Source organism: Mycobacterium sp. NGS11, from assembly GCF_059813315.1.
In genome coordinates this window covers 20,452-34,568 of record NZ_JCALEJ010000037.1, presented here as the reverse complement: position 1 = coordinate 34,568, position 14,117 = coordinate 20,452, and the positions used below count along the sequence as shown (strand labels likewise).

Below are 14,117 nucleotides of genomic sequence, written 5' to 3'. Positions count from 1 at the left end.
CGGGGGCGAGCAGTGGTGCGACGCCGACGTGTTGCGCATCCTGCGGCGGCGGTCGCTGGCGGCGCTGCGGGCCCAGGTCGAGCCGGTCAGCACCGCCGCCTACGGCCGGTTCCTGCCGGCCTGGCATCGCGTGGGCTCGGCCGAATCATCGCGCTCCCCAGGCCATTCCGGGCTGGACGGGCTGATGTCGGTGATCGATCAGCTGGCCGGCGTACGGATGCCGGCCTCCGCGATCGAGCCGCTGGTGCTGGCCCCCCGGGTCCGCGACTACTCCCCCGCGCTGCTCGACGAGCTGCTGGCCACGGGCGAAGTCACCTGGTCGGGGGCCGGCTCGATTTCCAGCGGCGACGGCTGGATCGCGTTGCACCCCAGCGAATCCGCGCCGCTGACGCTGCCCGGGCCCGCCGACATCGAATTGGGCGACGCCCACCGCGCCGTCCTGGACACGCTCGCGCCGGGGGGTGCCTACTTCTTCCGGCAGCTCGCGCAGAGCGGATTCGGTGAGTCAGAGCTCAAAGCCGCGCTGTGGGAACTGATCTGGGCCGGCTGGATCACCGGCGACACGTTCGCCCCGGTGCGTGCCCTGCTCGGTGGCGCCGGGACCCGCAAGCGCTCGGCCCCCGCGCATCGCTCGCATCGCCCGCCGCGGCTCAGCCGATACAGCGTCGCGCACCCGCATTCCCGGCCCGCCGACCCGACCGTGGCCGGCCGCTGGTCGATCCTGCCGGCCCCGGAGCCGGACTCCACGATGCGCGCCCACTATCAAGCCGAACTGCTGCTGGGCCGCCACGGCGTGCTGACCCGGGGCGCCGTGACAACCGAGGGAGTGCCCGGCGGATTCGCCACCCTGTACAAGGTGCTGAGCACGTTCGAGGATGCCGGACGGTGCCAGCGTGGCTACTTCATCGAGTCGCTGGGTGGGGCGCAGTTCGCGGTCGCGTCGACCGTCGACCGGCTGCGCGCCTATTCCGACGGGGTCGATCCGGAACGGCCCGAGTACCGCGCGGTCGCGCTGGCCGCCGCGGATCCGGCCAACCCCTACGGAGCGGCGCTGCCCTGGCCGGCCGCCCGCGGTGAGGGCACGGAGTCCGGGGGGCCGGGGGCACGCCCGGGCCGCAAGGCCGGTGCGCTGGTGGTGCTGGTCGACGGCGAGCTGGCCTGGTTCCTCGAGCGCGGCGGGCGGTCGCTGCTCACTTTCACCGGCGACCCCGCCGCCCATCTCGCCGCGGCGACGGCGCTGGCCGATTTGGTCTCGTCCCGGCGCGTCGCGTCGATCCTGGTCGAACGCGTCGACGGAGTGCCGGCCCTGCAGCCCCGCGCGGACGGGCCCGGCCCGGTCGATGCGCTCTCCGACGCCGGCTTCGCCCGGACTCCGCGCGGGATGCGGCTGCGCTGAGATGCCCGAAGGCGACACCGTCTGGCACACCGCCGCCGTGCTGCGCGAGCGACTGGTCGGCGGCACCCTGACCCGTTGCGACGTCCGGGTGCCGCGGTTCGCCACCGTCGACCTCACCGGACGGGTGGTCGACGAGGTGCTCAGCCGCGGGAAGCACTTGTTCATCCGGGTGGGGGACGCCAGCATTCACTCGCATCTGAAAATGGACGGCAGCTGGCGGGTCGGCAACCGCTCGGTGCGGGTCGACCACCGCGCGCGCATCGTCTTGGAGACCGACAGCGTCCGCGCGGTCGGCGTCGACTTGGGCGTGCTGGAGATCCTGGAGCGCGAGCGCGACGGCGACGCGGTCGCGCACCTGGGACCGGATCTGCTGGGCGAGGATTGGGATGCCGCGCTCGCCGCCGCCAACTTGACCGCCGACCCGGACCGGCCGATCGCCGAGGCCCTGCTGGACCAGCGCCTGCTGGCCGGGGTCGGCAACGTCTACTGCAACGAATTGTGTTTCCTTGTCGGGCATCTGCCCACCGCGGCCGTGCGCGACCTCGCCGACCCGCATCGGCTGGTCTCACGAGCGCGAGACATGTTGTGGCTCAACCGCTTTCGTTGGAACCGGTGCACCACCGGCGACATCCGGCCCGGACGTCAGTTGTGGGTATACGGGCGATCCGGGCAGCCGTGCCGTCGCTGCGGCACCCCGATCCGATTCGACGACTCCGGGGATCGGGTGACGTACTGGTGCCCGTCCTGCCAGCGCTGACGCTGCTTTTGGGCCTAGTCGCGGGCGTGGGCGAGGAAGAACTGGGCGATGGCCTCGGACCCGTCGAGCGCGCGGGTGGTGGGACCGATGACGGCCGCGGGCAGATATTGCTTGCCGCCCGGCCAGGTGTGCCCGCCGCTGTCGATCTTGTAGAACACCACCTCGGTGTTGTCCGCGCATCGCGTCGACCGGTAGCGGTGCACCACCGTGCCGTCGCGGACGTCGGGCAGCGCCTCCATCGCCGGCTGCGACTGGCAGCCATCGATCGAGCGCCACTTGTCCACCATGGCGTCTGCCGAGACGGAGTGACTGACGCCGCCGCGGCCGCGCACCGTCCCACCCTTGAAGGGCACCAACGGGTCAGCGGTCCCGTGGGCTTCCCAGACCGACACGGGCCGCGACGGGTTGCAGGCCACCCCCACGCCCAGCGTCCCGGCCACCGGCGCGACCGCGGCGAAGACGTCGGCGCGGTCGCACGCCAGCCGGTTGCTCATGAAGCCGCCGTTGGACATCCCGGTGACGAAAACGTGCCCGGGAGCAACGCCGTAGTCGCTCTGCAGCTTGCTCACCAGCCCGACCAGAAAGGTCACGTCATTGATGTGGCGGCGATCGGCGGGCGAGGCGCCACGCCCGTCGGCCCAGCTCTTGTCGTAACCGTCGGGGTAGGCAACCAACAAGTTGTGAGCATCGGCAACGGTGTTGAAGCCCGTCAGGCCCCGCTGCGAGAACCCGGTGCCGCCGCCCCCGTGCAAACTCAGCACCAGCCCGACGGGTTCGCCCGCCGGCACGTGCAACATGTAGGTTCGGTCCATGCCGCCGGATCGAAAGGTGCCGGAGATGTCTCGAGCGCTAGCGGCCGACACATCCCGCACACCGCAGCCGACCACGCATATCGCCACCACCCCGAGCCACAACCACCGCACGTACGCCATGTCGTCAGATCACCGGCGACGCGTCGCCGAAGGCTCGCCGGTAACGCGCGTGCGACCGCGGAGCAAACACTTGTGTGGCACACACCGCATTATCGGCGATACAGCACCGGGTGGCGCCGCGAGATGCAAGCATGCGCACTAGCCCCACCTTCAGCAAGCACCGGCACTTCTGTTCCACGGGAGTATCAGAAATGACGACTACCCAGATGCGCAAGCCCGTCCGACCGCTGTCGCTACTGGCGATCGGCGTGCTGCCGGTGGCCGGGCTGCTCGGCGCGCTGGTGGCATCCGTTGCCGCGCACGCCACATCCGCCGATGACGCGTTCCTGGCCGCGCTGAAAGCCAAGGGCATCAACTACGAGTCACCCGACGCCGCGGTCAACTCCGGGCACACCGTCTGCCACGAACTCGACATGGGCCAGTCGCCGGAGCAGGTCGCCAACAGCGTGCTCTCCAGCAGCAGCCTGGACAGCTATCACGCCGGATATTTCGTCGGGGTCAGCATCAAGGCGTACTGCCCGAAGTACGCGGAAGCTGCGACATCGTCGGGATCCTGAAACGCGGCCCAAAGCGGTTGCGGAAACTCGTTGTTCACGATCGGTAAACCCGACAGCCACTCGCTAGCGCCGCGGTCGCCGACTACCCGTGCTGGTCTTGACGTATCCGGGCCGTCGGGCCCGGAGTTCTGCGAGCAGGTGGGTGTCATGGAGCAATCAAACCGGTTGCGGCTCAAGTCATATCGAGCCGTTTCCGAACACGTCGACGGCGCCTGGTGGCCGCGCTCGACGAACCTGTCCGGCGAGCTGCCGAGCCTGGTGGCGTCATTGCGCGGCCGGCTCGGACAGATCGTCATGGTGGGCTACCGTCGCAACGGCTGGCAAAACACACCCGCGGTGGCTGAAATCGACGGGCACACAATCGAATTGCTGGGCTTCGTCAGCGACGAGGAGGCCAGCGTCATCGTGCTGGGCGGCAACGGCCGCCACCTCACCCTGCATGTCATCCGGCCGGACACCGATGAGGACGCCGCACGCCGGGCACTCGATGCCGTGCGAGCATCCACCGCCGCCGGCGACGAACTCCCCCCGGCCGCCCGGGCCACGGTTGGGCGATCGGTGGCGGACGTCGCCGACAAGCTGGCCCGTCGCGAAGGGCTCGGTGACGAAAGGCGGAACGCTCAGATCAGGCGCTGGTGCGAAGAGACGGCGCAACGATTCGTCGACGCACCGGTGCAGACCTTCGTCCCCATCCTGGTCGAACACATCGTCCGCAACCGCATGACGCAGTCGCGCAAGCAGCGCTATCCAGCCGACGGCGGTCGGTGCATCACGGTGCCCGGCAGCTCCGCGCCGTATTCGATATCGTCGTAGTCGCGTCCCTTGCGCCGCCGACCGTTCGCCGAGGCACGCGTCGGGCGCATCGGGACCATCGGGAGCATGGGTGTCTGGCCGGCCGCGGGCGGCAGCGCCGAGACCGCCGACGCCAGCTGCACCGGCGCCGAAGACCCCAGCATGCCCACCGTCGCGGGCGGAAAAGTCAGGTTGCCGAGCGAGATACCGACACCCAGCGTCGCCTGGGGCGCCAACGACGATCCCACCGCGCCGACCAGGCTCGCGTCCGCCGCCGACAGGTCGGCCGCGGCTTCGGACAGGCCGCCGAAGATGTCGGTGGCCACGCCGCCCTGCAGGGCCTGGGCGCCGCTGACCTGGGCGAAATAGCTGAGCATGTTGACCGGGAATCCGCTGGCGATGAACTGCCATCCCCAGATGCTGAAGTATCTGAACCAGCCCGAGTCGGGGTCCAGTCCGACGGCGCTGGAAGCGGCGAGGTTCTGGCTCGTCCCCGAGAGCGCGGCCGCGGTCTGTGTCCCCACATCGGCGGTGTTCGTGGCGGGCACCATGGCGGCTTGCGTCGTCACGCCCGACGGATTGGCAACCGGGGGAGGCGGCTCGAAGGCGGGCGGTCGGACGGTGCTCGCCGAAGTCGCGTCGTAGCGGACCAATGCCGCCGAGTTGTTCACCCACATGGCGTGGTACTCGGCCTCGGTCTCCGCGATGGCCGGGTAGTTGATCCCGAAGAAGTTGGTGGCCAACAACATCGCCAACCGCGCGCGGTTGGCGGCGACCAGCGAAGGGTGCACCACCGTCCAGTGCGTCAGCTCGAACGCCGCCGTCATGACTTCCGCCGACGTGGCGATCTCCTGACACTGCTGGGCGGTGGCGCGCAACCAGGCGAGGTAGGGCTCGAAGGCTTGGGCCATCGCCCGCGACGACGGGCCATGGTACGTCGTAGACAGCCACGCCAGCTCCGCGCTGTAGCCGGCGGCCGATTGCTCGAGCTCCGCGCTGAGCTCCTGCCAGGCGCCGGCGGCCGCGATCCATGACCAAGCGCCGGGCCCAGAGTGGATCAGCGCCGAAGTGACCTCCGGCGGCAGTATCCCGAAATCCATGAATTTTTACCTTGGGGAAGAACGTGGGTGGGGCGAACGCGGCGCGTCGGCTCCCCTGCTGCCGGTCGCCGTTGCACGCGGTGTTCGGCACCCGCAGTCGTGGGGCAGCATCGTCGCCGTCATCCCGCGGATGGATTTCGAGGCATCACTTTGCCTGTGACCTCCCGGCCGACGGCGACGTCCTCGTACTTCTGCTGTTTGCGCTTGCGCCAGCCGGTGCCCGCCGAGGCCGTCGTCGGCGGCACCATCATCGGCATCAGCGGCAATCCCGATTCCGCCGCCGGCAGCGGCGAGGCGGCGGACGCGAGCTGCACCCCGGTCTGCGTGCCCGGCAACAGCCCCACCACGGCGGGCGGCGCGGTCAGTTTGCCCAGCGATACCCCCACGCCCATCGCACCCGTCGGCGCCATTCCTTCGCCGATGCCGCTGACCGCGCTGGACAGGCTCGCCGTGGCCGCTCCCAGGCCCTCCGACAGGCCGCTGCCGATGTCGCCGCCGACGCTCTGCAGCGCGCTGGCCGACGAGTTCTGCGCCAGGTAGCTGAGCATGTTGATGGGAAAACCGGACGAGATGAACTGGTTGCCCCAGGTGCTGAAGTAGCCGAACCACCCTTGGTTCGGATCGCCGTCGGCGCCGAAGATGCCGGCGGACGAGAGGTCCGAAACCAGTGAATTCCCCACGTTGCCGGCGTCCAGCGCCTGGGCCTGGTTCACCGCCAGTTCTTGGCGGGTCGTTCCGCCCGGATCGGTGGCCGACAGCGGCGAATTGAAATTCGACAGCTGCGTGGTCGCCTGCGACGACGACGCCTGGTATCGGGTCATCGCCGCCGAGTTGTTCGCCCACATGGTCTGGTATTCGTTCTCGGTCTCGGCGATGGCCGCCGTGTTGGTGCCGAACCGGTTGGTGGCCAGCAGCTGCGCCAGTCGCGTCCGGTTGGCGGTCACCACCGAGGGATGAACCACCGTGGACCGGACGGTGGTGAAGGCCGTCGCGGCGCCTTCGGCGGAGGTGGCCAGCTGCGCGGATTGCTGAGCGGTCTCGCGCAGCCAGAGCAGGTAGGGCTGGACGGACTGCAGCATCGCCATCGCCGACGGGCCGTCCCAGGAGTCGATGAGCGACGACAACGTCGAGGCATAGGTGGAGACCGAATTCTCCAACTCGACGGCCAGGCGCTGCCAGGCGCCGGCCGCCTCGATCAGCGAACCCGCTCCCGGTCCGGTGTGGATGAGAGTCGAGGTGACCTCTGGGGGTGCAAAAAGATCCATCACGTCTCACAATGCCCACGCTGAGAACAGCCTCAGCAAATTTGCGTTGACCAGGCCACGAAGAACCTTGAAACTCTGCACGTCGAAGCCCTTAACCTGCGGCCGGGACCTCCCAATTCGACCGCCAGGTGTTAGGCCACCCTATCTCATAGCTGAGAGCGATTTGACATTTGCTGGCCAGGGCAACCTGCGCGACACCGGCCGTCTTTCAAACGGTCACCGAGGCGCCGCGATTCACCGTGACGATCCGGTCCCCGAGGCCTCGGCGCTGCATCTCCCGGGTGAAGTCGGCCAGCGACGACGCGAAGACCGCGTAGTCGTCGAAGTGCACCGGGATCGCCTTCGGCAGGGCGAGCATCGCGACGAGTTCGGCGCCCTGACGGCCATCCATGGTGACGGTCAGTCCGAACGGCAACCGCCCGCCTGCGGGCAGCCGGGTGCCGCCGAGGTGCAGCATGCCCACATCGATCGGGTCGAACCTGGTGGGGATCTCGTTGAGCTCCTCGATCAGCAGGGTGTCGCCGGAGATGTAGAGCCGGCGCGGGGGTGAGCCATCGTCGGCGGCGACCTCCACCATGGTGCCCATCACCGGCGGGAGCAGCCGCTGGCTCCATCCGGGTGCGTGACGCCCCGGCAACGACGTGAGGGTGAGCGTGGTGCCGCCCTTTGTGATCGTGTGCTGCTGCCAGGTTCTCAGGCCGCGTGCCTGCGCAAAGCCGCGCTGGTGCAGCCGTTTGGCGGCGTGCGGGGTGGTGACGACGGGCAACTCGTGGTCGAGTCCCTTCTGCGACACGCGGTCCCAGTGATCGCCGTGCATGTGCGACAGCACGATCGCATCGACCGGAGGAAGCTCGCTCAGTTGCAGCGCAGGCTCCTTGAGCCGTTTGGACACCAGCCCATGGCCGAGGTAGGCGCGTTGCCCCTTGTGCAAGAAATTGGGGTCGGTCAACAGCGTCAGCCCGCCCGCGGAAATGAGCGTGGTGGCGTTGCCCACGAACGTGACGGTGATGTCCATAGCCCCGGGCTACCCGGTCCCGCGCCTTCCATGCCGGAAGAACCTCCATGCCGCTAGAAGGGCGGCGGGTCGTCGGCGCCGGGCGGCGCGGGCCCGTTGCAGCTTTCGGGCCCGCTGGCCAGCCGGGTGTCGCGGTTGTGCCGGCGTTCGGCCGCGACGCGCGCGGCCCGGTTCTGGGCGCGGGTGCGACGCCGGGTGGGCATCATCGCCGTGCGAGCACCGCAGTAGTCGGGCGCCACGTCGGCTTCGGCGGCGGGGATCGCGCCGACACCCTGGCACAAACTCGGAAACAGCAGCGCACTACCCGGGGTGGTGACATAGGTCTGCCCCGACGGCGAGGTCAGCACGAGGGTGCCGTCGGGAAGTTGATTCTCCCGCCAGCCCCAGAAAGTTTTCACCAAATGGTGTGTGCGGCAATAACATTTGAGATTCGAGGCGTGCGTGGGGCCGCCGTCGGCGTAGGGAATCGTATGGTCGAGATCGCATTCCGTAGCCGGGCGGTCGCAACCCGGCCAGCGACACGTCAGATCCCGGCAGCGCACAAAATCGGCCAGCGCCTTGGACGGCACATAACCGGGTTCCGGCGGCGCGTCGCCGGGATGAATCACCGGCGCCAGCGCGGCCGAGGCGGCCAACTCGGCGAGCAACTCCGGCGGGATCAAACCCTGCGCACCTATCTGAGCGGCGACCGCCGAACCGCGGCCGTCCAGACCGGCCTGTTCGGCGATCACGTGAATCAGCACCGGGCTCGACGCGGGCCGTTTACCGGCCGCACAATCCGATCGCCCGCACCCGCACGCCAACCGGTTCGCCCCGGCAGCCAACGCCCCCAACGCATCGGCGCGGCGCTGCTCGCGGGTACGCGGATCATGCTCACACACCGTGGCCGCCAACGCAGTCAACCGCTGGTCCAACGCCTGCGCGTCCGGGGCGAGCAGGGTGCCCTCCAGATGCGCCACCCCCTCCCCCATGTCGGCCACCCACACCTCACGCCCGGCCGCACGCTCCTTGCGGCGTCGCACCGCGTCCGCGTCGGCACGCGCGACGACCTTGTCCACCTGCGCGGCCAGCCGGCCTCGAGTCATCGACGGCCAGCGCGCCACATTGGCCGCCAGCCGCGCGTCCACCACCGCCAGCACCTGCGGATCGGTGATCAGATCCGTTCGGTACACCATCGTGGCGAACATCCGGAAGTCGATATCACCGGCCTTGAACACCTCACCCACCTGCGGAAGCCGCTCGCGCATCGCGCGGGCGTAGCGCACCTTGCTGCCGGCCAGACCCTGACTGATCCGCAACTCGGCGGCGACTTCAGCACTGACGGCTGCCTCGGTGTCCACGGCCCACTCCTCGGTCTCCGAACACCGTGACAACCGATATCCGAACAACTCACCGATGGCCACCAACTGCGCGGCCGCCGCCCGGTTCTCCGCGCGCGCCGCCGCTCCGATCCGGTCCAGGAGCCCCTTGGACACCGGCGTCGTCGACGGGTATTGGCGCTCGGCCAGCTCGTCGAAGTAGGCGATCACCTCCGGCGGCGACGCGATACGCCGGCCATATTCGAACATGTGTTCGACACTACCAGCTTCCGCCGACACACGCCGTCGCCTGCCAAACCGCCTAGGGCTCGGTACGGCGGCTGACGAACTCCCGCCGCACGCCGGTCAGCGGATCGGGGAATTCGATGCGCTGCGCCAATAGGCGCAGCGGCGCGCTGAAGTCGTCGGCCGCCACGTCGATGACGTTGGGATACAACGGGTCTCCCTCGATCGGTATCCCCAGCGACGCCATGTGCAGGCGCAGCTGATGCGTTCGCCCGGTTCGGGGGGTGAGCCGGTACAGACCGTCCGGCGATATCAGCTCCACGCGGGTCTCGGCATTGGGCGCGCCCGGCTCGCACACCGCCTGTAGGTGGCTGCGCCGCTTGATGATACGGCTCTTCACCACTCGTGGGAGCTGCAGCTGCGGGTCGACGGCCGCCCGGGCCAGATATGTCTTACGGACCGATCCGCGGGAGAACAGCGTCTGGTAGGCACCGCGCACCTCGCGCCGCGCGGTGAACAGCAGCACCCCGGCGGTCAGCCGGTCCAGGCGGTGCGCCGGGCTCAGCTCGGGCAGGTCCAGTTCACGCCGCAGCCGCACCAGCGCGGTTTGGGCGACGTGGCGCCCGCGCGGCATGGTGGCCAGGAAATGCGGCTTGTCGACGACGACGATGTCGGCGTCGCGATGCAGCACCGGGACGTCGAACGGGACGGGCACCTCGTCCGGCAGCTCGCGATACAGGTACACACTCGCGCCGGCGGGAAGCACTGTGGCGGAATCGATTACCGCTCCGTCGGCGCCGACGACCTCTCCGGCCAGCACCCTGGCGCGGGCCCGCGCGCCGAACCGGGCGGTGAGCTCGGCCAGCACCGGGCCGCCGCGCAGCCGCACCCGCGCCGGACCGAGTCCGTCCCGCACGGGCAGTGGCGCCGGCTTCACCATAAGCTCAACTGAGCGGGACCGGCTCGAGGATCTCGGCGCGCGCCTCGGGCGCGCTGGCCCGCAGCTCGTCGGCGGACACGTCGTCGGGCTGGGCCTGCGACAGGATCTCGGCCTCCACCCGGGCGGTGTAATTCGCGACCTCGCGCCCGATCTCCTCCGCGGACCAGCCCAGCACCGGCGCCACGACTTCGGCGACCTCGTGCGCGCAGTCGACACCGCGGTGCGGGTATTCGATGGAAACGCGCATCCGGCGCGCCAGGATATCCTCCAAATGCAAAGCGCCCTCGGCGGTTACGGCGTACAACGCCTCCACCCGCAGATAGCCCGGCGCCTCCTTGATCGGTTCGAGCAGCTCGGGGCTGTCAGCCGCCAGCGCCAGCACGTCGCCGATCAGCGAGCCATAGCGGTCCAGCAGATGACGCACCCGGTAGGGGTGCAGACCCTGCAGCTGGGCGACGTGTTCGGCCTGGTTGATCAGCGCGAAGTAACCATCGGCGCCCAGCAGGCTGACCTTCTCGGTGATCGACGGCGCCACCCGGGCCGGAACGAATTGGGCCGCAGCATCAATCGCGTCGGCGGCCATCACCCGGTAGGTGGTGTACTTGCCGCCGGCGATGGCCACCAGGCCCGGCGCGGGCACCGCCACGGCGTGTTCCCGGGACAGCTTGGAGGTCTCCTCGCTCTCCCCGGCCAGCAGCGGCCGCAGCCCCGCGTACACCCCGTCGATGTCGGCATGCGTCAGCGGGATGGCCAGCACGGTGTTGACCGTTGAAAGGATGTAGTCGATGTCGGCCTTGGTGGCCGCCGGGTGAGCCAGGTCGAGATTCCAGTCGGTGTCGGTGGTTCCGATGATCCAGTGGCTGCCCCACGGGATGACGAACATCACCGATTTCTCGGTGCGCAGGATGATCGCGACGTCGCTGACGATGCGGTCGCGGGGCACCACCACATGCACGCCCTTGGACGCTCGCACCTGAAAACGCCCGCGCTGCTTGGACAATGCCTGGATCTCGTCGGTCCACACCCCGGTCGCGTTGACCACCACATGCCCGCGGACCTCGGTGATCGCGCCGTCCTCGGAGTCGCGGACGCGCACACCGGTCACCCGATCGCCTTCGCGCAGCATGGCGACCACCTGGGTGGAGGTCCGCACCACCGCGCCGTAGTGCGCGGCGGTGCGCGCCACGGTCATGGTGTGCCGCGCATCGTCGACAACCGTGTCGTAATAACGGATTCCACCGATCAGCGAGCCGCGCTTGAGGCCCGGGCTCAACCGCAACGCACCGGCACGCGTCAAATGCTTCTGCGCGGGAACGGATTTCGCCCCGCCGAGCCGGTCGTACAGAAATATGCCGGCGGCGATGTACGGGCGTTCCCACATGCGATTGGTCAACGGGAACAGGAACGGCATCGGCTTGACCAGATGCGGCGCCAGCGTGGTCAGCGACAGCTCACGTTCGTAGAGCGCCTCGCGCACCAGGCCGAACTCCAGCTGTTCGAGGTAGCGCAGGCCGCCGTGAAACATCTTCGACGAGCGACTCGAGGTGCCCGACGCGAAATCACGCGCTTCGACCAGCGCCACCTTGAGACCGCGGGTCGCGGCGTCCAGCGCGCAGCCCGAGCCCACCACGCCGCCGCCGATGACCACCACGTCGAACTGTTCGGTGCCCAGCCGTTCCCAGGCGGCCTCGCGCTGCCGCGGCCCCAGCACGGAAACCGGTGAGCTGCGCTGGGTGGGCGCGTGAACGGGTTCAGTCACGGCCAGGACTCCTCACTGGGGAAACTCCTCGGTTACTCGTCAGTAGGACGTGCTGCACCAAGGCTAACCGCTAGTCCAGGTCGTCGTGCGCCATCAGCCGCCGCGCGGCCTCGGTGATCGAGCCGGACAACGACGGGTAAACCGCCAGCGTCTGCGCCAGCTCGTTGACGGTGATCCGGTTCGTCACGGCCACGGCGATCGGCAGGATCAGCTCGGACGCGATCGGAGCAACCACCACACCGCCGATGACCACGCCGGTGGCCTGGCGACAGAACAGCTTCACGAAGCCCCGCCGCAGGCCCGACATCTTGGCCCGCGCGTTGGTGCGCAGCGGCAGCATGACCGTGCGGGCCGGCACCGAGCCGTCGTCGATCATCGACTGGGGGACCCCGACGGCGGCGATCTCCGGCCTGGTGAACACCGTCGCCGCCACCGTGCGCAGCCGGATCGGGCTGACGCCCTCGCCCAGCGCGTGATACATCGCGATCCGGCCCTGCATGGCGGCGACCGAGGCCAGCGGCAGCAGCCCGGTGCAGTCACCGGCGGCGTAGATGCCGGCCACCGAGGTCCGCGACACCCGGTCCACGGTCAGGTAGCCGCCGCGGCCCAGCTCGATGCCGACCCGGTCCAGGCCCAGGCCGCTCGTGTTGGGCACCGACCCGATGGTCATCAGGGCGTGGCTGCCCTCGACCGTGCGCCCGTCGGCCAGCGTGACCAGCACGCCGTCCTCCGTGCGGGTCACCGATTGCGCGCGGGCATTTTTCACCAGCTGGACGCCGCGGTCGGAGAACTCCCCTTCCAGCACCAGGGCGGCGTCGGCGTCCTCGTAGGGCAGCACCCGGTCGCGGCTGGCGACCACGGTCACCGGCACGCCCAATTCGGTGTAGGCGTGCACGAATTCGGCGCCGGTGACCCCGGACCCGACCACGATGAGGTGCTCGGGCAGCGCCTCCAGGTTGTAGAGCTGGCGCCAGGTCAGGATCCGCTCGCCGTCGGGCGGCGCCGACGGCAGCACCCGCGGGCTGGCGCCGGTGGCGATCAGCACGACGTCGGCCTCGTACTCGCTGGTGACGCCGTCGGCGGTGGTCGCCTTGACGCGGTGGCAGGCCAGGCCGGGCGTGGGATCGATCAGCTCGCCGTGGCCGGCGACGACGTCCACGCCGACGCCGAGCAGCTGGTCGGTGATGTCGGCGGACTGTTCGGTGGCGAGTTGTTTGACCCGGGCATGGATCTGCGGCAGCGAGATCTTGGCGTCGTCGATGTCGATCTCGAACCCCAGCCGCGGCGCCCGGCGCAGTTCGGTGCGCAGCCAGGTCGAGGCGATGAATGTCTTGGACGGCACACAGTCGTCCAGGACGGCGGCCCCGCCGATGCCCTCGGAGTCGATCACCGTGACGCGGGTGGTGTCGGGGTGCGAGGTCGCGGCGACCAGGGCGGCTTCGTAACCGGCCGGGCCTCCACCGAGGATCACGATGCGGGTCACCACAGCCACCAACCTAACGAAGCGCCCGTCCGAATGCTCAGGGAAGACCGGCCAGCATCGGACGTCTAAGCTTTCCCCGTGCCGCTCTACGCCGCTTACGGGTCGAACATGGATCCCGAGCAGATGCAGAAACGCGCGCCACACTCGCCGATGGCCGGAACCGGCTGGCTGCACGGATGGCGATTGACCTTCGGTGGCGAGGACATCGGCTGGGAGGGCGCGCTGGCCACCGTCGTCGAGGATCCGGATTCGAAGGTGTTCGTCGTCCTCTACGACATGACACCGGCGGACGAGAAAAACCTGGACCGCTGGGAGGGCTCGGAGTTCGGCGTCCACAAGAAGATCCGGTGCCGCGTGGAGCGCATCGCGTCGGACACCGATACCGACCCGGTTCTGGCGTGGTTGTACGTTCTGGACGCCTGGGAAGGCGGAGTGCCGTCGGCCCGGTACCTGGGGGTGATGGCGGACGCCGCCGAAATCGCCGGTGCGCCAAGCGATTACGTCCACAGTCTGCGGACCCGCCCGGCCCGTAACATCGGCCCGGGCACCAGCGCCTGATCCGGAAGGAAACTCGGCT

13 protein-coding genes are annotated in these 14,117 nt (G+C 69.4%); 5 read left to right on the top strand and 8 right to left on the bottom strand.

The window, feature by feature from the left end; genetic code table 11:
* Both AC5Y4T_RS24820 and nei2 read left to right on the top strand, forming a co-directional pair.
* A partial coding sequence (locus tag AC5Y4T_RS24820) for an Lhr family helicase (RefSeq protein ID WP_499955971.1) occupies positions 1–1,396 on the top strand: 1,396 nt, incomplete at its 5' end.
* A gap of 1 nt (position 1,397) precedes the next feature.
* Positions 1,398–2,153, top strand: coding sequence for an endonuclease VIII Nei2 (gene nei2 / locus AC5Y4T_RS24815; protein WP_499955969.1), 756 nt, complete (start codon positions 1,398–1,400; stop codon positions 2,151–2,153).
* Between the two features lie 14 nt (positions 2,154–2,167).
* Here the strand turns inward: nei2 and AC5Y4T_RS24810 are convergent, their stop codons facing one another.
* The gene (locus tag AC5Y4T_RS24810) at positions 2,168–3,085 is read right to left on the bottom strand and encodes an extracellular catalytic domain type 1 short-chain-length polyhydroxyalkanoate depolymerase (protein ID WP_499955967.1); all 918 of its coding nucleotides are present in this window, start codon (positions 3,083–3,085) and stop codon (positions 2,168–2,170) included.
* A gap of 191 nt (positions 3,086–3,276) precedes the next feature.
* Between AC5Y4T_RS24810 and AC5Y4T_RS24805 the strand changes: the two genes are divergently transcribed.
* The gene (locus AC5Y4T_RS24805) at positions 3,277–3,642 is read left to right on the top strand and encodes a DUF732 domain-containing protein (RefSeq protein WP_499920410.1); all 366 of its coding nucleotides are present in this window, start codon (positions 3,277–3,279) and stop codon (positions 3,640–3,642) included.
* A gap of 147 nt (positions 3,643–3,789) precedes the next feature.
* Positions 3,790–4,455 carry a DUF5994 family protein gene (locus AC5Y4T_RS24800; RefSeq protein ID WP_499955965.1) on the top strand — a complete coding sequence of 222 codons (666 nt, stop codon included), beginning with the start codon at positions 3,790–3,792 and terminating at the stop codon, positions 4,453–4,455.
* Here the strand turns inward: AC5Y4T_RS24800 and AC5Y4T_RS24795 are convergent.
* From AC5Y4T_RS24795 to AC5Y4T_RS24765, 7 genes are all read right to left on the bottom strand, one after another.
* On the bottom strand, positions 4,386–5,534 hold the full coding sequence (locus tag AC5Y4T_RS24795; RefSeq protein ID WP_499955963.1) for a PPE family protein: 1,149 nt from the start codon (positions 5,532–5,534) through the stop codon (positions 4,386–4,388). The genes AC5Y4T_RS24800 and AC5Y4T_RS24795 overlap by 70 nt on opposite strands.
* 119 nt (positions 5,535–5,653) lie before the next feature.
* Entirely contained in the window at positions 5,654–6,799 is a 1,146-nt protein-coding gene (locus AC5Y4T_RS24790; protein WP_499920417.1) for a PPE family protein, read from the bottom strand.
* A 208-nt stretch (positions 6,800–7,007) separates the two neighbouring features.
* Positions 7,008–7,814 carry an MBL fold metallo-hydrolase gene (locus AC5Y4T_RS24785; protein WP_499955961.1) on the bottom strand — a complete coding sequence of 269 codons (807 nt, stop codon included), beginning with the start codon at positions 7,812–7,814 and terminating at the stop codon, positions 7,008–7,010.
* 53 nt (positions 7,815–7,867) lie between these two features.
* Complete coding sequence (locus AC5Y4T_RS24780) at positions 7,868–9,382, bottom strand: HNH endonuclease signature motif containing protein (RefSeq protein ID WP_499955959.1); 1,515 nt, start codon at positions 9,380–9,382, stop codon at positions 7,868–7,870.
* A gap of 52 nt (positions 9,383–9,434) precedes the next feature.
* Positions 9,435–10,298, bottom strand: a complete 864-nt coding sequence (locus AC5Y4T_RS24775; RefSeq protein ID WP_499955957.1) for a pseudouridine synthase — start codon at positions 10,296–10,298, stop codon at positions 9,435–9,437.
* 4 nt (positions 10,299–10,302) lie between these two features.
* The gene (locus tag AC5Y4T_RS24770) at positions 10,303–12,057 is read right to left on the bottom strand and encodes a glycerol-3-phosphate dehydrogenase/oxidase (protein WP_499955955.1); all 1,755 of its coding nucleotides are present in this window, start codon (positions 12,055–12,057) and stop codon (positions 10,303–10,305) included.
* A 70-nt stretch (positions 12,058–12,127) separates the two neighbouring features.
* A complete protein-coding gene (locus AC5Y4T_RS24765; RefSeq protein ID WP_499920424.1) occupies positions 12,128–13,543 on the bottom strand; it encodes an NAD(P)H-quinone dehydrogenase in 1,416 nt (471 codons plus the stop codon).
* Between the two features lie 75 nt (positions 13,544–13,618).
* Between AC5Y4T_RS24765 and AC5Y4T_RS24760 the strand changes: the two genes are divergently transcribed.
* Positions 13,619–14,098 (top strand): gamma-glutamylcyclotransferase family protein, encoded by a 480-nt coding sequence (locus tag AC5Y4T_RS24760; RefSeq protein WP_499920426.1) that lies wholly within the window; start codon positions 13,619–13,621, stop codon positions 14,096–14,098.
* The last annotated feature ends 19 nt before the right edge of the window (positions 14,099–14,117 follow it).

Bases quoted from the DNA above. Each gene is read 5' to 3' on its own strand.
- nei2 (WP_499955969.1), top strand. From the start codon at position 1,398: ATGCCCGAAGGCGACACCGTCTGGCACACCGCCGCCGTGCTGCGCGAG.
- AC5Y4T_RS24810 (WP_499955967.1), bottom strand. From the start codon at position 3,085: ATGGCGTACGTGCGGTGGTTGTGGCTCGGGGTGGTGGCGATATGCGTG.
- AC5Y4T_RS24805 (WP_499920410.1), top strand. From the start codon at position 3,277: ATGACGACTACCCAGATGCGCAAGCCCGTCCGACCGCTGTCGCTACTG.
- AC5Y4T_RS24800 (WP_499955965.1), top strand. From the start codon at position 3,790: ATGGAGCAATCAAACCGGTTGCGGCTCAAGTCATATCGAGCCGTTTCC.
- AC5Y4T_RS24795 (WP_499955963.1), bottom strand. From the start codon at position 5,534: ATGGATTTCGGGATACTGCCGCCGGAGGTCACTTCGGCGCTGATCCAC.
- AC5Y4T_RS24790 (WP_499920417.1), bottom strand. From the start codon at position 6,799: ATGGATCTTTTTGCACCCCCAGAGGTCACCTCGACTCTCATCCACACC.
- AC5Y4T_RS24785 (WP_499955961.1), bottom strand. From the start codon at position 7,814: ATGGACATCACCGTCACGTTCGTGGGCAACGCCACCACGCTCATTTCC.
- AC5Y4T_RS24780 (WP_499955959.1), bottom strand. From the start codon at position 9,382: ATGTTCGAATATGGCCGGCGTATCGCGTCGCCGCCGGAGGTGATCGCC.
- AC5Y4T_RS24775 (WP_499955957.1), bottom strand. From the start codon at position 10,298: ATGGTGAAGCCGGCGCCACTGCCCGTGCGGGACGGACTCGGTCCGGCG.